Raw genomic sequence first — 19,433 nt, 5'->3', positions numbered from 1 at the left:
GCTTAGCGAGCATGGTGCAAAAGTCAGACTGGTGGATCACCAAAAAATAGCGGAACTTTAAGGCCTTATTTTCATGAAATGTGCATGTTCAACACCATTAGCGGAATTTTTAGAGCTAGAATAAAAAGTGGACACCTCGTTAAGAGAAAAAGATAATGGAACTATCTGAGGAGGTGTTCACATGGGTGAACAACGGAAACGATATAACGAAGAATTTAAGAGACAAACGGTAAAATATCTCCAAGAACAGACAAAGTCGGTGGAGGACGTAGCCTTGGAGCTAGATATCCCAGCAAAGACATTGCATTCCTGGAAGGCGAAATACCGTGAGTTTAAGAACGAACCCATCACAAACGTCGAACGCGTTCGGGAACTCGAACAACTCTTGAAAGACAAAGAGCGTGAACTCCGCGAAAGCCAGCAGCGTATCGCCGATGTGGAAGAGGAACTGGCCATCGTAAAAAAAGCAGTGCACATCTTCAGCAAACCAAAGAAGTAAGGTTTCAGTTTATTGAAGATCACCGCTCCGAGTTTTCTTTGGAGAAGATGTGCCAGGTTTTTAGAGTTTCCCGGAGCGGCTACTACAAATGGCGAAACAAAAAGCCGAGTGAGCGAGCATTGCGTAAGTTACACCTGCTGAAAAGGATTACTTATCACTTCAACGATTCCGAGCAGCGTTACGGGGCCCCTAAAATCACGTACTTGCTGAATCAGGAAGGCGAGAACGTAACGGAGAGGACGATTGGTTTATACATGCGGGAGCTCGGCTTTCGCGCCTGTGTCGCACGTAAATACAAAGTGCAAACTACCGATTCTAACCATGACTTACCGATTGCTCCCAATATCCTTAACCAGCAGTTTCAAGTGAACAAACCCAATAAGGTTTGGGTTACCGACATTACGTACATTCCTTGTAGAGAAGGTCGGCTGTACCTTGCCAGCGTTATGGACCTATGCACCCGTGAGATCGTGGGCTGGCGTTTGAATGACCGAATGACAACCGATCTTGTTCTGGACGCTCTGAAGGATGCCTATGTGGCCAAAAGGCCTAAAAAAGGGCTCATTCATCATTCGGATCGAGGGAGCCAATATGCGTCCCACGAGTACAGAGAACAACTCAAAATTTACAAAATGACAGCCAGCATGAGCCGCAAAGGCAACTGCTACGACAATGCTTGTATTGAATCCTTTCACAGCATCCTCAAGAAGGAGTTGATTTACTGCAAGCGATTTAAGACCAAGCAGCAAGCCTATGACGAGATCTACCGTTACATTGAATTCTTCTACAACCGAAAACGGATCCATGGTTCACTCGGCTATTTGTCACCGGTTCGCTTTGCTGCGCAATTTAATAAGAGAAAAGTTGCTTAAAAGGGTGTCCACTTTCTTGACAGAGGTCCATTTATGGCCTTAATTCCCAACGAATGGTGCACAAAATGGCTATTTTCATGCGATACGAAAAAATAACGCCATAAATGTCCGCTATTTCACTCAAAGTGGGGAGATTGCCGAAATAGCGCCATTTTTTTCCTTATGTTTTCTCCCGAGCAAGCTAACTTGAAAAGGATGTAAAAGCAGCCCTCCTTGCAAAATGGAAGCGACAAGCAACCATTGAAGGAGGGTTTCGTTATTGGTAAGCCCAGATGTACAGTGGAGGCGGTACAGATCCAAAAAGGCGTTAGACTCTGCCGCATTGGGATTATTGGATACCAGTAACACGGGCGGTCAGCAGGGTCTTCTAATTTTGCAGGCAACCCCAGCCTGGCCCAAAAAATACAAAGCAGCCCACTCGTCCCCATTTACCTCACATTGGAAAAATCCAATAGATGGACGAAGTTCGAACGGAATTTTGAACTCTCCTTGGAAATATCCAATAGAATTCGCAGCGAACCGTCCCATTTCACTGTGCCGCTCCTAATCTATTGGAAATTACCAATTACGCTGAAGACCGGCCATTCGATTTCCAATTCTATTGGATAATTCCAATCTGAACGATGTGTTAGGCTGCGGAAGTCTATCGCCCGGCTATACTGGCTATTCAAGCTCTATAAGAACCCCCTATACCAGCGGATTTTCAGGCTTGGCTCCGTTTTAACGAACATTTTTTACGCTTCAAGCATACACTTAGGAACACAATACGCCATGAACAAGGACCCCCCGGGGCCCGAGTGAGATGATATTTCGGAAAAACGCGCTGCATCCGGCACCTGCTCTGGCGCCCGCACCTGCACCCGCTCCGCGCGGTGCTGCGCCGCTTGGCGGCGGCCAGTCGACCGAGGCGCCCGTATAGTTTGCGGTAAACGCACAATCGGCCGCACAGTGACGCACCACGGTTGGCCATGCCATAGAAGCCGGCATTCGTTGCCGTGCTTCCCCCGCCGGGACAAGGCAGCGGTGCGGGTATGGCCTTGACCCGGAGCGCACCTCGGGGCACGCCCCGGAGCAGGCCTCGGAGCACGCCCCGAGCCGGACCGCATTTTTTCGGAATGAAGGAGGAAATCGGATGACCTATGAAATTGCGGAAGCCCAGTTGCTGCGCAGAGGCGTTAGGCTGGAGGAAATTGCGCAAATCGTGTATTCCTTGCAAATTGCCTATCATGACGATTTGACGCTGGAGCAGTGCTTGGACAGCGTAAAGGCGGTGCTGCAAAAAAGAGAGGTGCAATACACTTTGTTTACGGGGATCGCTTTGGATGAGCTGGCGGAGCAAAAGCTCCTTCCCGAGCCGCTGCAATCGATCATGGAAGCGGATGAGCCGCTGTACGGCGTTGATGAAACTTTGGCATTAGGCATTACGAGCGTTTTCGGAATGATCGGGCTGACGAGTTTTGGGTTTTTGGACAAGGTTAAGCCCGAAATCATCGGCAAGCTGAACAACAAAGGCTCCGATATCCACGTATTCATGGATGATCTGGTGGCCGGACTAGCCTCGGCCGCTTCGGCCAGAATCGCCCATAACCACAAAAATGCCGCCACTTATTCCCAAAAATAACAGCGCTCCCGCCTCCGAATTAAAGGAGTTGCGCTGAAGAAGAGGAAATGCTATTGAAAATAAGGGAGCTGCTATTAAAGATAAAATTTCAAGCAGAGGCAGTGCTTTTTTTAGCTGGACAGCTTATGACAAGCTTCGCGGCAAAGCGGAGCCCGCGGGTCCCCTCTCCGGCGGGAACGGGGCGTTTTACGGCGCGGGATGACAGCCTAAAAATCCGACGGATTTCGCGCGCTCCGCTTCCATTTTGCGACCTTTCCCTTTGTTGCGGGGGATTTGAAAATTATGTTATCATAACTCTATTATACGGGCTCAAAGATTAAAGTAGGGGGCTTTGAAAAGGACATGTGGACTGTAATGTATATTGCGCCAACCGCCAAGGTTGCGGATATGATCAAAACGAAACTCACCGAAGAAGGCTTCCTCGTCCAAACACGTCCTGTCAATTTATCCAAGCAGCAGTTCGAAATTCTGGTTCCTTCCGGGGAGCTTGAGGAAGTGCAAGAGGTTTTGAATTCGATTTTGCATCCTTAGGCGGAATTGTCCACAAAAGGGCGCAAGGCTACGGTGCGATAGATCCATGACTGTATTACTGGCCATGAATATAAACGGCTGAAGAGGTGTAGTTGTGTTTAAAGACTTGTTTCAGAAAAAAAGAAAATACGCGACCATTCCTTCAGAACGTCGAGGGAGCGAAGAGGGATCGCAGTCGATGGACCGGCCTAAACGGGAGATTCCCGAAGGCCTGATGAATAAATGTGCCCGTTGCGGCAGTATTCAGTACAGCAAGGAACTGGAGAAGAACTTTAAAGTTTGCCCTTCCTGCGGCTATCATATGCGGCTTAACGCGCTGGAGCGCGTCCGCTACACGCTGGACGAAGGAAGTTTTACGGAATTCGACGCCGACCTGATCTCCGTCGATCCGCTCGAATTTCCGGGGTATGCCGGCAAACTGGAGCAGCAAGCGCTGAAGTCGGGTTTGCGGGAAGCCGTCGTGACCGGACAAGGCACTATCGGCGGTTTTCCGGCCGTTGTGGCGGTCATGAGCTTTGATTTTTTCACCGGCAGCATGGGTTCCGTAGTCGGGGAAAAAATTACGCGCGCCATCGAAGCGGCGACGGAGAAACGGCTGCCGATGATTATTTTTTCGACGTCGGGCGGAGCGCGCATGCAGGAAAGCATTCTGAGTTTGATGCAAATGGCGAAAACGAGCGCCGCTTTGGCCCGATTGAGCGAGCAGGGCGGCCTCTACATATCGGTCATTACGGATCCGACGACCGGAGGCGTATCGGCCAGCTTTGCCATGCTTGGAGACATTATTCTGGCCGAGCCGGGTGCGGTGTTTGGCTTTGCCGGCAGAATCGTGATCGAGCAGACGATCCGGCAAAAGCTGCCGGACGATTTTCAGACGGCCGAATTCAACCTGCAGCACGGGCAGCTCGATTTGGTGGTTCACCGCAAGGAAATGAAAGCCACGCTGTCCAAATTGCTGGATTTGCACGGTGTGAAGGGAGGAGCATAAATGGCGGGCGAATTGCCTTTCGAAACGCCGCTTGTGAAGCTGCGCGAGAAAATTCAGGAATTGGAGCAGTTCGGTAAAGAAAAAGGCATCGATTTTGCCGAGGAGATTGCTCGTTTGGAAGAACGGTACCGGCAATTGGAAGAAGAGATTTACAGCCAGATTACGCCGTCGCAAAAAATGCATCTGGCCCGGCATCACCAGCGTCCGACTTCCCTGGATATGATCGGCCTGATCTTTGAAGACTTCATTGAGCTGCACGGGGACCGGGTGTTTGGGGACGATTTGGCTGTCGTCGGCGGATTGGCCAAGCTGAACGGGGTTCCCGTGACGGTGCTTGGCCAGCAGCGCGGGAAAGATACGAAGGACAACATCGCCCGCTTCTTCGGAAGCGCGCATCCGGAGGGCTTCCGCAAAGCGCTCCGGCTGATGCAGCAGGCGGACAAGTTCCGGCGGCCGATCGTTACGTTTATCGATACGAAAGGGGCCTATCCGGGCATTACGGCGGAGGAACGGGGACAATCCGAGGCGATCGCCCGCAACCTGCGGGAAATGGCGATGCTTCGGGTGCCCGTTATTTGCGTGGTCCTTGGCGAAGGCGGCAGCGGCGGAGCGCTGGCGCTGGGCGTCGGCAACCGCGTGCTGATGCTGGAGAACGCCATTTACTCCGTCATTTCGCCGAACGGGGCGGCTTCGATCCTGTGGAAGGACGCTTCCAAGGCGGACCAGGCGGCGGAAGCGATGAAGATTACCGCCCAGGACCTGCTGGAAATGGAAGTGATCGAAGAGATCATTCCGGAGCCGCGGGGCGGGGCCCATCGCGATTACGAAGCTACCGCAAGCGCCATTAAAGAAGCGGTCGTCCGCCATTTGGAGGAATTGTCGATCATGCATGCGGACGAGCTGCTTGAGGACCGGTACCGGAAATTCCGGAAAATCGGCAAGTTTACGGTGGCCGGAAAGGCGAAAGCGCGTGTATACACGGGATCTCCGGCGGGTTCCGCCGTGCCGGCGGAGGGCTCTAGCCAGGAAAAGACGTCTCCGGCTGATTCGGGCGCTGCCGGGCGTGCCGGCGGAGAGGCCCGCGAAAGGGAAGCCGCCGCCGGGAAAGCGGCTGCCGAAGTGGAAGCGGCAGGGAAAGAAACCAGCAACGAGGGCGGTACTGAAGAAAACGCGTCCTCGGAATTGGTCCACAAGCAGGAGTAAAACGATCGGTAGCCGAAAAATCGGGGCTTTGGCCTCGGATTTTTCGGCTATTATAGATTGTTTTCGCAGTGTAAAACAATAGAATGTTCGTGACAATATGATAAACTTCCTATACAAATCGACAAAATTGTAGTAAATTTAGTTGTTGGAAAAGACTATATAGAGAGAACTATTAAAACGGAGGAAACCCAAATGCGCAAAACAAAAATCGTATGTACCATCGGTCCTTCCAGTGAATCGTTAGAGAACATCAAAAAGTTGATCATGGCCGGAATGAACGTCGCTCGCCTGAACTTCTCCCATGGAGATTTTGATGAGCATGGAGGCCGGATCAAGACGATCCGCCAAGCGAGCGCGGAGCTGGGGAAATCAATCGCCATACTGTTGGACACCAAAGGTCCGGAAATCCGCACCGGCAAATTGAAGGAAGAACCGATCGAACTCGTGCAAGACGAATTCATCACCCTTACTACGGAAGAAATTCTCGGGGACAAAAATCGCATCTCGATTACGTACAAAGAGCTTCCGGGTGACGTGGAAGTAGGTTCGACCATTTTGATCGACGACGGTTTGATCGGACTGACGGTAGTTGACATCCAAGGTACGGAAATCAAATGCCGTATCGTCAACGGCGGCACCATCAAGAGCAAGAAAGGCGTTAATGTTCCCGGCGTTAACATTTCCCTGCCAGGCATCACCGAGAAAGACGCTAACGATATCAAGTTTGGGATCGAGCAAGGCATCGATTTTATTGCCGCTTCCTTCGTTCGTAAAGCGAGCGACGTGCTTGAAATCCGTCAATTGCTTGAGAAACATAACGCAACCCATATTCAAATCATCTCCAAAATCGAAAACCAGCAGGGCGTCGACAACCTGGACGAAATCCTGGAAGTGTCCGACGGTTTGATGGTAGCCCGCGGCGACCTTGGCGTGGAAATCCCTGCCGAAGACGTGCCGCTGGTGCAAAAAAAGATGATCGAGAAATGCAACCGCGTCGGCAAACCGGTTATTACCGCCACGCAAATGCTCGACTCGATGCAGCGTAATCCGAGACCGACCCGCGCCGAAGCGAGCGACGTGGCGAACGCGATTTTCGACGGTACGGACGCAATCATGTTGTCCGGGGAAACGGCTGCCGGGAAATATCCGGTGGAATCGGTGCTGACGATGGCCCGCATTGCGGAAAAAGCCGAATCCGGCCTCGAATACCGTGAAATTTTCATCAAACAAAGCAACGCCCAACAAACGACCGTTACGGAAGCGATCAGCCAGGCGGTGGCCAACTCCGCGCTGGAACTGAACGCCAAAGCGATTATCACTTCCACGGAAACGGGTTATACGGCGCGGATGGTGTCCAAATATCGTCCGAAAGCGCCGATCATCGCGGTGACGACCGAAGACCAGACGCTGCGCCGCTTGGCTTTGAACTGGGGCGTTACGCCGGTGAAGGGCCAGGTTGCTTCGTCCACGGACGAAATGTTCGACAAGGCGATGAAGGGCGGCCTGGATTCCGGAGTGGTGAAGGAAGGAGATCTTGTTGTCATTACCGCAGGGGTTCCGCTTGGACGCTCCGGTTCTACCAACTTGATCAAAATCGGCCAAATCCGCAAGTAGTTCCATTTAGTATATAGCAGCGATCGTGCGAACGATTTAAAAAAAGGCAATGGGGAACCCTGTAAAACGGGAACCATTGCTTTTTTTGCAGCGTGAGAAAGGAGCGGGGGATCACGTGTATGTCAGCGAACTGGCGATAGAGCCAAAATATTTTGAATTCGATATGATGGGGATTATTTATCACGCCCACTACCTCGGTTGGTTTGAGGCGGGACGTTCGAAGCTGTGCGAGGACCTAGGCTTTAAATATATCGATATGGAGCGGGCGGGATATATTTCTCCGGTTCATGAAATGAAGGTGGAGTATAAAAAGGGCATCCGCTATGGCGACAAGGTGCTGCTTAAGACATGGATCATCGAAAACGGCGGCGTGAAGACCGTTTACGGGTACCATGTGTTTAACGGCGAAGGCGTGCTTTGCGTAGAGGGTTCGTCCTCCCACTACGTTGTACGGCGCGAGGATTTCAAGCCGGTCCAGTTTAAAAAGGTATTTCCCGAGTGGTTTGCGGCCTTTGAGGAAGCGAGCAAACCATGATTTTTGATTCTCCTCCTTTGTAGCGGTAAAATACATATATACGATCAATATTTTATTATGCTGCGAGGATAAAGTGCGAGTTCAAAAAGTCGGCTTTTCAGCACCGAGAAGGTTGGATGAAGCTAGGGAATGAGTAGCGGAGCGTACGTTTTGGGTACGTGAGCAACGGAAGGTCCGGCTGAATTCAAGATTCGACGCCCGATCCGCTTCGTGATTTGCTTCGTGATAAGAAAAACTCTATCGATGAACAATCAAAGAAGACAGACCGCCCTAAGATGAAGTTTTTCTTGCGATTTAAGGAAGAAACGCTTCGGTGACTATTCATTCTTAAATCTTCAAAAGATGACTTTTTGAACTACCTCTTAAAGGAGTTTTATATATATGCGTAAATGGATTGCTGCTTTAGTCATCATCGTCCCGCTTGTGGAATTTTGGGGATATTTGTTTGTCGGCGAAAGATTGGGGGTCGGGAAGACGATCTTTTTGACCTTGGCCACTTCGGTGATCGGCGGGTTGATGATGCAGTTTGAAGGGCGCAAGGTGCTGGCGGATGCCAGAGCCCAAATGACCGGCGGGCAGATTCCCGGGCGGATGGTGCTGGACGGCATTTGCGTTTTTGCCGGCGGCATCCTGCTATTGATCCCCGGATTTGTGACGGATATCATCGGGTTTACGATGGTGTTTCCGCTAACCCGGCCGTTGTACCGTTTCCCGCTGATGAAATGGATCCATAAAAAAATGAAGGATGGCACGATCACCTATTTCCGGCGTTGACTTTTTGTGCTTTTTCCAGTATATATATTTAAAATTACATCGTTAACATTGATGAACGGGATAGTAGTTCATGCCGGATAGTCACAGCGAGCCGGAAGGGTGGAAGCCGGTACGAATGGCGTGAATGAAGCGGACCCGGGAAATGGTTTGCCGAACCTGGAACAAGTGTAGGCAAATCCGGCAACAGGCCGTTATACGTATAGAGTGGCTAATTATGGTTAGCACTTAGAGTGGCACCGCGGGAACCAAAGGTCTCTCGTCTCTTTTTGAGACGGGGGCCTTTTTTGTTTGCTGAATTTTGGATAAGGGAGCGGGTTTCGTTTATGGAAAAATGGAGAAAAATGACGGCCTGTCTAGTGGCGCAGAGCCTTGCCGGAATCGCCGCCGAAGAGATCGAGGCGATGCTGGAATATCCGCCCGAGGAGGAGATGGGGGATCTGTCTTTGCCTTGTTTCAAGCTGAGCAAGCAGCTTCGCAAGCCGCCGCAGGAAATCGCGCTGGAACTGAAGCAGAAACTGGAGTGCAGGCTGGGGGAACAGTCGAGGGAACAGTCAGGGGAACAGCCGAAAAAACAGCTGGAGAAGCAGCCGGATAAACAACCGGCCGCTCCGGATGCGCCGAATCTCCTTCACACGCACGCTGACGTTTCCGCGATCTCGCGCCTTGAGGCAAGTTCGGGCTATTTGAACTTCCATTGGAACAAAGGGATTTTTGCCCGGGAAGTGATCGGTGAAATAGACGCCGCCGGCGAAAAATACGGGGAACAAAATATCGGCCAAGGCCGCGTGATCGTCATCGATTATTCCTCCCCCAACATCGCCAAGCCTTTTCATATCGGGCATTTGCGTTCGACGGTGATCGGAAGCGCGCTGTACCGGATCTTCTCCTGTCTTGGATACCGCGTGATCGGGGTCAATCATCTGGGAGACTGGGGGACGCAATTCGGGAAGCTGATCGTCGCCTACCGTTTATGGGGGGATGAAGAACGGCTGGCGTCGGGGGCGATCGACGAACTGCTTCGCCTGTATGTTCAGTTTCATGATGAGGCGGAGCAGCGGCCGGAATTGGCGGATGAAGCGCGCGCCTGGTTCGCGAAGATGGAGCAGGGCGACGAAGAAGCTTTGCGGCTGTGGCGGAAGTTCGTTGTTTTGAGCATGACCGAGTTCGAAAAAGTGTACCGGCTGCTTGACGTGCGTTTTGACTATGTGACGGGCGAAAGCTTTTACAATGACAAAACCGCTTCGGTGATCAGGGAGCTGCGGGACAAGCAGCTGCTGGAAGAGGACGGGGGTGCTTGGCTGGTGAAGCTGGACGCCTTCGCTATGTCCCCGGCTTTGATGCTCAAGCAGGACGGCAGCACGCTGTATCATACGCGCGACGTGGCGGCCGCGCTCTACCGCAAACAGGCCTACGATTTTCATAAGGCGGTTTATGTGACGGATTACTCGCAAAGCTTGCATTTTAAACAGTGGTTTAAGGTGGTGGAGCTGATGGGGTACCCCTGGGCGGCGGATTTGGTGCATGTTCCGTTCGGACGGGTGGATTTGGGAGGAGTCGGCCTGTCCACACGCAAGGGGAATGTGGTTAAACTGGAGGAACTGCTGGAACAGGCGGTGATGAAGGCGCGGGAGATTATCGGGCTAAAAAATCCCCATCTGGAGCAAAAGGACGAAGTGGCAAGGCAGGTGGGCGTCGGGGCGGTCATTTTTCACGATTTAAGCGGCAGCCGGATCAAAGACATCCATTTCTCCTGGGAAGAAGCGCTAAGCTTTGAAGGGGAAACAGGGCCGTATCTGCAATATGCGCATGTCAGAGCGTGCAGCCTGCTGCGTAAAATGGAACAACAGGATACACGCGGCGATGGGCGAGACGGCTGCGGCTGCGCAAAAACCGAGCTGTTGAAGCATCCGGCGGAGTACGAGGTGGTAAAGCGGTTATCGCAGTTTCCGGAACGGATCCAGCTGGCCGCGGACAAAATGGAGCCTTCCATCGTCAGCCGTTATTTGCTCGATTTGGCCCAGGCGTTCAACCGTTTTTATCGTGAATGTGCGGTGCTTGTCGATGATCGCGAGCTGCGGGAAGCCCGGGCCGCTTTGGTAAAATGCGTGCAAATCACGCTGTACAACGGGCTGCGTCTCCTGGGCCTGCAGGCGCCCGAGCGAATGTAGGGAATTTTTCACCTCAACCTTCCGTGCAGGATGTAATTGCGCAAGTCCCGCACCACCCCGGCGCGGAAGGCCGCGCCGAGGACGACCAGGGTCACGGGCCCGACGATCAGGCCCAGCACGCCAAACAGCTTCAGACCGGCAAACATGGCGATCAAGGTGGGCAAGGGGTCAAGGCCGACGCTGCTGGCCAGCACTTTCGGTTCGATGAGCTGCCTGGCGACCAGGATGATGCCGTACAGGACCGACAGGCCTATGCCGAGCGTCATGTCGCCGGTCGCAAAGGCATAGATGAGCCAGGGGATCATGATCGTTCCTACGCCCAAATAAGGCAGCAGGTCGACGAGCCCGATCAGCAGAGCGTAAGTGAACGCCGATTCCACCCCCAAAATCAGCAGCCCGATCAGCACGATGAAGGCGGTAATGGAGATCATGATAAACTGGGCGCGCAAGTAGCCGGATAAAGCCTTTTGCAGATCTTTCCAGATGTCGCCGGCGGTTCTCCGGAACGGGGCGGGAATGCTGCGCGCCAGAAAGCGCATGTCCCGCTCCCAATGGCTGCTGATAAAAAAAGTCGCGAGCAGTATGACGGCGAGAATGACGCCGAGGTTCGGCAGCGAAGATATCAAACCTACCACAATGTTTAAAAAATTGTTGACGAGGTGCGAAACGGCGGAACCTATCTTTTCCGCGGTGTTGTCGATGTTTTTGTGGATCGTATTTTCATAGCCGGGATTGTCGGCGATAAAACGGTTGATTTCATTAAGAATCGACTGGATACTGTCGCTTTGCGTCCAGGAGATAAACAGGCGCCTCCACTCCTCGATGCGGACGTCGAAGGACTCGGCCAGATGGATCAGCTCCTTGACGAGCCGCGTCAACGCCGCGGACAGGATGATGGCGGCGCTGCCGAAATAGACGAGCAGCGAGACCGTAACCGCCAGCCACCTTGGCAGCTTCATATTTTGCTGAAGCCAGAGGACAAACGGATTCATCGCATAGGAGATCAACCAGGCGATCAGAAACGGGTACAGGAGCGGGATCAGCCAGTAAACCGCGGCGAGGGAACCGACAACGACGACACAAATCCAGCTTCCGCGCAATACGCGTTTGACGACTACGCTATCCAAACGGCATTTCTCCTTTTTCGTGAATACATGTCCTAGTTCTATGATATTATCGGTCAGCAGGGAGTATGACGAGCCTACTTTTTTCAATTAATGTGACATTTTTTATTGCAAAACTGAAATCGTTTACAAAAATTCTTTATGATCGTGAAAGAAATTTTTGATCTGACGGGCTGCGCCGTAGCGGGTTCCCATGCTCCGAGAAATCCAGTATGATGGATTAGTAAGGATTTATAGCGTGATTCCTTTTTTCAGGGTCGTTTTCGCGTCAGTTCATAAAAATTTAAAATTTTAATTTGAAAATGTTTTCACAGCTTGTTGCTCACAAAATGTTAACAAAGGAGAGATGTATCATGACAGCTACGAAAGGCCTGGAAGGCATTGTTGCGGCAACTTCCTCGATCAGCTCCATTCATGACGGCGTGCTCTGCTATCGCGGCATTAATATCGATGATCTGGCCGAACGCGCTAGTTTTGAAGAAACGGCTTACTTGCTGTGGAATGGCAAACTGCCCAATAAGTCCGAGCTGGAACGGCTGCAGCGGCAGCTGAGCGACTATGCCGCGGTTCCGGAGGCGGTTCTCGCGCAGATGAAGTTGTACCCGCAGGATGCCAACACGATGGCAGTGCTTCGTACTGCCGTATCGGCTCTTGCTTTGTACGATGAGAACGCCAACGACAACACACGCGAAAGCAATTTGAAAAAAGCGATCAAGCTGCAAGCTCAAATTCCGACATTGGTTGCCGCGTTTGCCCGCATCCGCCAAGGCAAGGAAGCGCTGGCTCCGCTGAAGGGCGTCTCCATCGCCCACAATTTCTTATACATGCTGACCGGCGAAGAGCCCGACCCGATCGCTGTCCGGGCGCTGGACCAGGCGCTGGTGCTGCATGCGGACCACGAGCTCAATGCTTCCACGTTCTCCGCGCGCGTAACGATCGCAACGCTGTCGGACATCTACTCCGGGGTGACGTCCGCGATCGGAACGTTGAAGGGGCCGCTCCACGGCGGGGCCAACGAAGCGGTGATGAAAATGCTGAACGAAATCGGCACGCTGGATCAGGCGGAAGCTTATATTCAGCGGAAGCTGGCGAACCGGGAGAAGATTATGGGCTTCGGACACCGCGTTTACAAAAACGGGGACCCGCGGGCCAAACATCTGCAGAAAATGTCCCGTCAGCTCAGCGCGCTCAAAGGCGACTCGACGCTGTACGACATTTCCGTCAAGGTGGATCAGCTCGTAACGGGGCAAAAAGGGTTGAAGCCCAACGTAGACTTCTATTCCGCTTCCGTCTATACGATGCTGGGCATTCCGGGCGATTTGTTTACGCCGATTTTTGCGATCAGCCGCCTCTCCGGCTGGACTGCGCATATTTTGGAGCAGCTTGAGGACAACCGGCTGATCCGTCCGCGCGCGGAATATGTAGGGGCCACGAACCAGACTTACGTACCGATTGAACTAAGATAAGCAGCAGTGCGGGAGCTCCATGGCGATTTATGATAAAATGGAGACCGTGAATAGTTGAAACGATCAACGAGGAGGAAACCGAAAACATGTTGAAGCTGGAAAAGTTTGATCTCCCTACCGAAGGTGAAAAAATTACGATTCAAGACGGGAAGCTGCAGGTGCCGAACCACCCGATCGTTCCGTTTATCGAGGGCGACGGCACCGGCCGCGATATCTGGAAAGCATCCAAACGCGTATTGGACGCCGCCGTGGAGAAAGCTTACGGCGGCGACAAGAAAATCGCCTGGTACGAGGTTTTTGCCGGGGAAAAGGCCTTCAATGCCTACGGAGAGTGGCTGCCGGCTGACACGCTGACCGCGATCCGCGAGTATATTGTGGCCATCAAGGGACCGCTGACGACGCCGATCGGCGGCGGCATCCGCTCGCTGAACGTGGCGCTCCGCCAGGAGCTGGACCTGTACGTCTGCTTGCGCCCTGTCCGCTATTTTGAAGGGGTGCCTTCCCCGGTGAAGCATCCGGAGCTGGTGGATATGGTGATTTTCCGGGAGAACACGGAAGATATTTATGCGGGAATCGAATACAAGGAAGGCTCCGAGGAAGTCAAGAAAGTGCTTGCGTTCCTGCAAAACGAAATGGGCGTGAAAAAAATTCGCTTCCCGGAAACGTCCGGCATCGGCATCAAGCCGGTTTCCGAGGAAGGCTCGAAGCGCCTTGTCCGCGCCGCCGTGGAATATGCGATCAAGCATGGCCGCAAGAGCGTTACGCTGGTGCATAAAGGCAATATCATGAAATTCACCGAAGGCGCGTTCAAAAACTGGGGTTACGAAGTGGCTGAAGCGGAATTCGGCGACAAAGTGTTCACCTGGGCCGAATATGACCGGATTAAGGAGCAGTCGGGTACGGAAGCGGCGAATCAAGCGCAAAAGGCCGCCCAGGAAGCCGGCAAAATCATCGTGAAGGACGCCATTGCCGACATCGCGCTGCAGCAGGTGCTGACGCGCCCGACCGACTTTGACGTCATCGCCACGCTGAACCTGAACGGCGATTACTTGTCCGACGCTTTGGCTGCGCAAGTGGGCGGCATCGGGATCGCGCCGGGGGCGAACATCAACTACGTTACCGGGCATGCGATCTTTGAAGCGACGCACGGCACGGCGCCGAAATACGCCGATCTGGACGTCGTGAACCCGGGCTCCGTCATTTTGTCCGGCGTCATGATGCTTGAGCATCTCGGATGGCAGGAAGCGGCTGACCTCATTTACAAAGGACTGGAAACTTCGATTAACAATAAGACGGTAACCTATGACTTCGCCCGCCTGATGGATGGCGCCAAAGAGGTGAAATGCTCCGAGTTTGCCGATGAAGTGATCAAAAACATGTAGGGAGGCCCCCGCATGGCTATCCAACGCAAAAAGATAACCGTTGTCGGCGCCGGTTTTACCGGCGCAACCACGGCGTTTATGCTCGCGCAAAAGGAACTTGGGGACGTTGTGCTGGTTGACATTCCGCAGTTGGAAAGCCCAACGAAGGGCAAAGCGCTTGATATGCTCGAGGCCGGCCCGGTTCAAGGGGTCGACAGCCGGATCGTCGGCACTTCCTCCTACAAGGATGCGGCCGGCTCCGACATCGTTATCATTACGGCGGGGATCGCCCGTAAACCCGGGATGAGCCGGGACGATCTCGTCAACACGAACGCGACCATCGTCCGCTCTGTATGCGAAAACGTGAAGAATTACTGCCCGGATGCCACGGTCATTATCCTCAGCAACCCGGTGGACGCGATGACTTACGTGGCTTACCAAACGCTCGGTTTTCCGAAAAACCGCGTCATCGGCCAGTCCGGTGTCCTCGATACGGCCCGGTACTGCACGTTTATCGCCGCAGAGCTGAACGTTTCCGTGGAAGATGTGCGCGGTTTTGTGCTTGGCGGCCATGGCGACGACATGGTCCCGCTCGTGCGCTATTCCAGCGTCGGCGGGATTCCTATCGACACACTGCTCCCGCCGGACCGCATCGAAGCGATCGTACAGCGGACGCGCGCCGGTGGCGGCGAAATCGTCAGCCTGCTTGGCAACGGCAGCGCTTATTATGCACCTGCGGCGTCGCTGGTGCGGATGACCGAAGCGATTCTCAAGGACAAGAAGCGGATATTGCCGGTGATCGCCTTGCTTGAAGGCGAATACGGCTACGACAATTTGTTCATGGGCGTGCCGGTCGTTCTTGGCGGGGGCGGCATCGAAAAGGTGTTCGAGCTTGCCTTGACAGCCGAGGAAAAAGCCGCGCTCGACCAATCCGCCGCCTCCGTCAGAAGCATAATTGCGGTCGTGAAAGGTTGATCGTTGGATAATCCACTGTTTATTTCTGCCCTTAAAACCCGCCCATTTAAAACTGGGCGGTTTTTTTAAGATTAAGGATTTATAACTCAACTTTCTCGCAGAGCAAAAATCAGCTTGAGTCCCTGAATTGAAGGTGTTCAAAGAATTAAGAGGGGCGGACAGAAGAGGTGTCTGGCTCAACCTTATAATCCTTGCTTGCCTTGCCAGTCAAGTCGAAAACCGATCGTGGCAAGAACCACGGAAGGGCGTTGAAAGCTTGAGGATAGGGAAGTGGGGTGGGCGGCAGATCAACACTCGCTGTCCGGAGACTTTGCACGATTATCCCCTTTGATCAGGTAGCAGAGAGTTGATCAGGTAGCAGAGAAACAGACAAACTCGGGAGAAGAAAATACTTGGTAGAGGAGCAGATAGGTTCGAGATAATTTAGACGGGCTTAGGAGAAGGAATCAGGTTTAGGGGAGGTGAAACAGACCGGACAAGAGACCAAGACAGGAGATCAAGGCAAGACGCCAAGAAAACGAAAAGATCGTAATTTTGCTGTTGCCTGAACCCTTCCATCTGCAGCAATGCCCGCACAGTTCATGCTAACCCCTACCCATTAAGTTGATCCGCATCAAGTAACCCCCACCGTTATAGCGTCTCGATCAGGCCGCAGCCGCAAGGGGCTGGTTCGGTTGGCGCGCGATCAGCCGGCGGTAAGGGATCGCCGGAATCGCCACACACATGCGCAGTAACTTCTGCCGCATCGTTTCTTCCGCTCCGGGCCTTTCTTCTTGCAGGCGCAGCCGGCGGCGTCCGGTGTACTCGTTCAGATACGCCTGCAGATGCTTTAGTCCTAAGGCTCCATACGTACTCTTCAGCGATTCCCACGCCTCTCTCACCACTCTCCGCAAGGGAGCATACAGCCGAAAGGCTTGAGGGAACGACTGCACCGCCGATGTACGGACATCCACATGCCCGCCAATAAACGCGATTAGATTGTGACGGCTTGCCCTTTCTTCGCTTCCCCGCTTATACGGCACCAGGCGGATTTTGACCTGTTCCAGCTCGCCCGACTCCGTGACCGTGCAGCCCGCTACGACCGCCGAGGCGTACGGATGCGAAAGCTGACACCGGGACGGATTACGCCCGTACTGATCGCTATTCACCTTCACGTCTCCGGAGAGCAGTTCCCGGGCATCGAACTCCCCTACGGCATGGCGTATTTTGTGCAGCATTGACCAGGCGGTCTTGTAGGTGACCCGGATCACCTGGCGGAGCCGCAGCGCCGAGATGCCGTCAGGGAGCAAGAACAACTCCAGGGCCTGGAACCACTTCACCAGGGGCAGATGCGTTCCTTCAAAAATCGTGCCGACCAAAGGCGATGTTTGATGCTTGCAATTTCCGCACTCGAACAAAGGGATATGCCGGGAAGTCAGACGGCTGCACCGGGTGTGAGCGCAGCGCGGGCAGACGAAGCCGTTTGGCCACTTCATCGCGATTAGCGCCTCCATGCAGTCCTGCTCGCTGTTAAAACGGCTGCTGAATGGTTGAAGTTCCGTTCCCGCATTGATCTCCATGTTTGCTCGCCCCCGAATCAAGAATATACGAACACAAGTTCCATTTATTTCATTATACCAAACATTCGTTCCCTTATCAAGCCGAAAATCTCACCTGAACCGCCTCATTTTTTTCCTATCTTTTTTGATCTTTTCTTCTCACTTTTTTTGGAACCCTTGCTCTAGCCCCCCCTGCTCCCTGCTCCATGAACAAAAGGGATAATCGTGCAAAGGCAGGCAGCAGGCAGGAGCACCAAGACGCGATAAAAAAGCCGGCTGCCTAACGGCAACCGGCCGATTTTGCTCATGCCCGAATGTAAAACCGCATTTCCCGGCCTTCCAGGACAGGTTCCTGCTCCAAAGCATAGCCATGCTTGACGACCTCTTCCGGCACGTTGCGGAAGGCGGCCGGGCAATCCGCGATCACGAGCAGCAGCTGCCCCTTGGTCATTTCCCGCAGCGTCTCCAGCGTATATATCACCGGGTAGGGGCATGATTCCCCTCTGACATCCAGCGTGTAATCAACAGTTAATTCAACCGACATGCTTATTGCCTCCTTTATTGGGTTGTATAGACGACTAAAATAGACGACAAGGTAAACGGCGCGTCGCCCTAAAGGTTTGGACGGCGAAGCCGGTTCCTGAGTCCGCTGCCGAAGCGGTAATGCTTGTTCCAATAAGCCGCAATCAGGTTTCCGGCGGCCAGCACGGCGAGCGTTGCGAGCAACGCCGGTCCCGGTCCCATCGCTTCGAGCAGATTGATTTTCGCTCCGTTCTTCACCAGCGCATTGTAGACGCCAAGGTGATCCCAGGCGTAGGCCAGAGCCGTGGCGCCGATGATGTTGCCGGCGAAGACGGGAAGAAATACGATCTGGCCTTCCATCAGCCGGTACATCATCCCCGTTTCGCAGCCGCCGGCCAGGACGATGCCGATGCCGAACAGCACGCCGCCGACGAATGTGCTTGGAGCGGAAATTTTGGTGATCGGGTCCATTCCGCAGACCAGCAAAATGATCAGTGTAGCGACTGTGCTGATCGCCATCCCGATGATAATGGCTTTGGTCATCGTCGCGCGGCCGCTGATCCACAGATCGCGAAACGCCGAGGTGAAGCAGATTTGCCCCCGCTCGATCAAGATCCCGAAAGCAGCGCCGAAAGCAGCGGCCACGCCGAGCATAGTCCGGCCGGTGATGAAGAAATAAACGATGAGTCCCGCGTAGCCGAGCGCCAGCACGATACCGATCAGTGGCTGTACCGTGCGGGAGACTGCGGCCGGGGAAGCGGCGTTGCCTTTGGTCAGCATGGGCCTGCCTTTCCACCAGGCCCAATTGACGATTTTCACGCCTCCGTAAGTGCCAAGCGCCGTAGCGATCATAAAGATCCAGGAGTGAAAGGAGAACTGCGGAACGCCGGTGAAGAAGGCGGCCAAATTGCAGCCTAACGCCAGGCGGGCGCCGAAACCTGCGATGATCCCGCCGATAAAGCCCTGTACATAGCGGCGCTTCTGCCTGGGGACGCGAATTTTAAAATTGTTGCTGAGCAAAATCATGATGAGCGCGCCGATAAACATTCCCCAGACGATCCACCCGTCCGTCCGGCTGAAGGTTGTTCCTTTCATCGGAACGAGCTGAAAATAAGCCCAATCCGAGAGATCCGCGCCGAACAGCTGAAGAACATGTCCTCCAAGGCGGGTGAATTCGCCCGTCACAGCCCACACTGTCCCGGTAATCCCAAAATATACGGCGCTAAGCAGACCGGCCAGCCCGATCGCCGCGTAAGGATTCCAATACGAGGTTAGCCGCGAATCCTGCAAAAACTTCACAATCATTACTCCCTTGCTTGTCATAATTAAGTTGAGCCGCTGCCTGCCAAGGGCATGCCCAAGGGCCACAGATCATTTTATCATACTCGCCGCGGGATGAAAGGGAAAATTTGGGGGCAGAAAGGGGTAACCTTAAGAGTCGGCGTTAGACTAGAAGGCTGGCGGCTTATCCGTGGTTCGTCATCCTGGGGCAAAGGCTCGGTTACGCAGGAAAAAGGCAAAATCAGCTAGACGGTGAAGCGACTGCCTTGACCCTTCTCTACTAAATTTAAGCCCTTCCCAACAGCCGTTCCATTTATTTTTATAATAGTTTATAATAAATGTAATTGACGTTGAAAGGCGG

Annotated in this window: 15 protein-coding genes, 1 pseudogene and 1 other annotated feature; of the genes and pseudogenes, 12 read left to right on the top strand and 4 right to left on the bottom strand. The window is 53.3% G+C overall.

Annotation, left to right across the window (positions count from 1 at the left end; genetic code table 11):
* The first annotated feature begins 181 nt into the window (after positions 1-181).
* From DYE26_RS12830 to argS, 9 genes and pseudogenes are all read left to right on the top strand, one after another.
* Positions 182-1,371 (top strand): annotated as a pseudogene (locus tag DYE26_RS12830) (IS3 family transposase).
* 1,132 nt (positions 1,372-2,503) lie between these two features.
* Positions 2,504-2,992, top strand: a complete 489-nt coding sequence (locus tag DYE26_RS12820; RefSeq protein WP_036624404.1) for a phosphatidylglycerophosphatase A family protein — start codon at positions 2,504-2,506, stop codon at positions 2,990-2,992.
* A gap of 342 nt (positions 2,993-3,334) precedes the next feature.
* Positions 3,335-3,523, top strand: coding sequence for a hypothetical protein (locus DYE26_RS12810; protein WP_036624401.1), 189 nt, complete (start codon positions 3,335-3,337; stop codon positions 3,521-3,523).
* Between the two features lie 94 nt (positions 3,524-3,617).
* Positions 3,618-4,511 carry an acetyl-CoA carboxylase, carboxyltransferase subunit beta gene (gene accD, locus DYE26_RS12805; RefSeq protein ID WP_036624400.1) on the top strand — a complete coding sequence of 298 codons (894 nt, stop codon included), beginning with the start codon at positions 3,618-3,620 and terminating at the stop codon, positions 4,509-4,511.
* Entirely contained in the window at positions 4,512-5,714 is a 1,203-nt protein-coding gene (locus tag DYE26_RS12800; protein WP_371861071.1) for an acetyl-CoA carboxylase carboxyltransferase subunit alpha, read from the top strand. It abuts the gene before it with no gap.
* Positions 5,715-5,906: 192 nt separating this feature from the next.
* Positions 5,907-7,328 carry a pyruvate kinase gene (gene pyk / locus DYE26_RS12795; protein ID WP_036624399.1) on the top strand — a complete coding sequence of 474 codons (1,422 nt, stop codon included), beginning with the start codon at positions 5,907-5,909 and terminating at the stop codon, positions 7,326-7,328.
* A 115-nt stretch (positions 7,329-7,443) separates the two neighbouring features.
* Positions 7,444-7,863 carry an acyl-CoA thioesterase gene (locus DYE26_RS12790; protein WP_036624397.1) on the top strand — a complete coding sequence of 140 codons (420 nt, stop codon included), beginning with the start codon at positions 7,444-7,446 and terminating at the stop codon, positions 7,861-7,863.
* 381 nt (positions 7,864-8,244) lie between these two features.
* Entirely contained in the window at positions 8,245-8,637 is a 393-nt protein-coding gene (locus tag DYE26_RS12785; protein ID WP_036624396.1) for an FxsA family protein, read from the top strand.
* 42 nt (positions 8,638-8,679) lie between these two features.
* Positions 8,680-8,904, top strand: a binding site (T-box leader).
* A gap of 56 nt (positions 8,905-8,960) precedes the next feature.
* On the top strand, positions 8,961-10,805 hold the full coding sequence (argS, locus tag DYE26_RS12780) for an arginine--tRNA ligase (RefSeq protein WP_036624395.1): 1,845 nt from the start codon (positions 8,961-8,963) through the stop codon (positions 10,803-10,805).
* Positions 10,806-10,813: 8 nt separating this feature from the next.
* Here argS and ytvI read toward each other — a convergent pair whose 3' ends face one another.
* Positions 10,814-11,932: a sporulation integral membrane protein YtvI gene (gene ytvI, locus DYE26_RS12775; RefSeq protein ID WP_036624394.1), complete on the bottom strand. Its 1,119-nt coding sequence runs from the start codon at positions 11,930-11,932 to the stop codon at positions 10,814-10,816.
* A gap of 350 nt (positions 11,933-12,282) precedes the next feature.
* Here ytvI and citZ point away from each other — a divergent pair, with 350 nt between their 5' ends.
* The 3 genes from citZ to mdh all read left to right on the top strand — a co-directional run bounded on the left by citZ (position 12,283) and on the right by mdh (position 15,731).
* Positions 12,283-13,395, top strand: coding sequence for a citrate synthase (citZ, locus tag DYE26_RS12770; RefSeq protein ID WP_036624392.1), 1,113 nt, complete (start codon positions 12,283-12,285; stop codon positions 13,393-13,395).
* Between the two features lie 86 nt (positions 13,396-13,481).
* Positions 13,482-14,777 (top strand): NADP-dependent isocitrate dehydrogenase, encoded by a 1,296-nt coding sequence (gene icd / locus DYE26_RS12765; RefSeq protein WP_036624390.1) that lies wholly within the window; start codon positions 13,482-13,484, stop codon positions 14,775-14,777.
* 12 nt (positions 14,778-14,789) lie between these two features.
* Positions 14,790-15,731 (top strand): malate dehydrogenase, encoded by a 942-nt coding sequence (mdh, locus tag DYE26_RS12760; RefSeq protein ID WP_036624388.1) that lies wholly within the window; start codon positions 14,790-14,792, stop codon positions 15,729-15,731.
* Positions 15,732-16,375: 644 nt separating this feature from the next.
* Here mdh and DYE26_RS12755 read toward each other — a convergent pair.
* The 3 genes from DYE26_RS12755 to yedE form a co-directional block, all read right to left on the bottom strand.
* Complete coding sequence (locus DYE26_RS12755) at positions 16,376-17,290, bottom strand: transposase (protein ID WP_051985596.1); 915 nt, start codon at positions 17,288-17,290, stop codon at positions 16,376-16,378.
* Positions 17,291-17,573: 283 nt separating this feature from the next.
* On the bottom strand, positions 17,574-17,813 hold the full coding sequence (gene yedF, locus DYE26_RS12750; protein WP_036624387.1) for a sulfurtransferase-like selenium metabolism protein YedF: 240 nt from the start codon (positions 17,811-17,813) through the stop codon (positions 17,574-17,576).
* Positions 17,814-17,881: 68 nt separating this feature from the next.
* Positions 17,882-19,096, bottom strand: a complete 1,215-nt coding sequence (yedE, locus tag DYE26_RS12745) for a selenium metabolism membrane protein YedE/FdhT (RefSeq protein WP_051985595.1) — start codon at positions 19,094-19,096, stop codon at positions 17,882-17,884.
* Positions 19,097-19,433 lie beyond the last annotated feature (337 nt).

The sequence above is a fragment of the Paenibacillus macerans genome (assembly GCF_900454495.1).
Taxonomy (GTDB): domain Bacteria; phylum Bacillota; class Bacilli; order Paenibacillales; family Paenibacillaceae; genus Fontibacillus; species Fontibacillus macerans.
This window is presented reverse-complemented; position numbering and strand designations above follow the sequence as displayed.

What these genes read in the sequence shown, in the direction of transcription:
- DYE26_RS12755 (WP_051985596.1), bottom strand. Translation starts at nt 17,290, where the DNA reads ATGGAGATCAATGCGGGAACGGAACTTCAACCATTCAGCAGCCGTTTT.
- DYE26_RS12800 (WP_371861071.1), top strand. Translation starts at nt 4,512, where the DNA reads ATGGCGGGCGAATTGCCTTTCGAAACGCCGCTTGTGAAGCTGCGCGAG.
- mdh (WP_036624388.1), top strand. Translation starts at nt 14,790, where the DNA reads ATGGCTATCCAACGCAAAAAGATAACCGTTGTCGGCGCCGGTTTTACC.
- argS (WP_036624395.1), top strand. Translation starts at nt 8,961, where the DNA reads ATGGAAAAATGGAGAAAAATGACGGCCTGTCTAGTGGCGCAGAGCCTT.
- icd (WP_036624390.1), top strand. Translation starts at nt 13,482, where the DNA reads ATGTTGAAGCTGGAAAAGTTTGATCTCCCTACCGAAGGTGAAAAAATT.
- citZ (WP_036624392.1), top strand. Translation starts at nt 12,283, where the DNA reads ATGACAGCTACGAAAGGCCTGGAAGGCATTGTTGCGGCAACTTCCTCG.
- DYE26_RS12785 (WP_036624396.1), top strand. Translation starts at nt 8,245, where the DNA reads ATGCGTAAATGGATTGCTGCTTTAGTCATCATCGTCCCGCTTGTGGAA.
- DYE26_RS12810 (WP_036624401.1), top strand. Translation starts at nt 3,335, where the DNA reads ATGTGGACTGTAATGTATATTGCGCCAACCGCCAAGGTTGCGGATATG.
- yedF (WP_036624387.1), bottom strand. Translation starts at nt 17,813, where the DNA reads ATGTCGGTTGAATTAACTGTTGATTACACGCTGGATGTCAGAGGGGAA.
- yedE (WP_051985595.1), bottom strand. Translation starts at nt 19,096, where the DNA reads ATGATTGTGAAGTTTTTGCAGGATTCGCGGCTAACCTCGTATTGGAAT.
- DYE26_RS12820 (WP_036624404.1), top strand. Translation starts at nt 2,504, where the DNA reads ATGACCTATGAAATTGCGGAAGCCCAGTTGCTGCGCAGAGGCGTTAGG.
- pyk (WP_036624399.1), top strand. Translation starts at nt 5,907, where the DNA reads ATGCGCAAAACAAAAATCGTATGTACCATCGGTCCTTCCAGTGAATCG.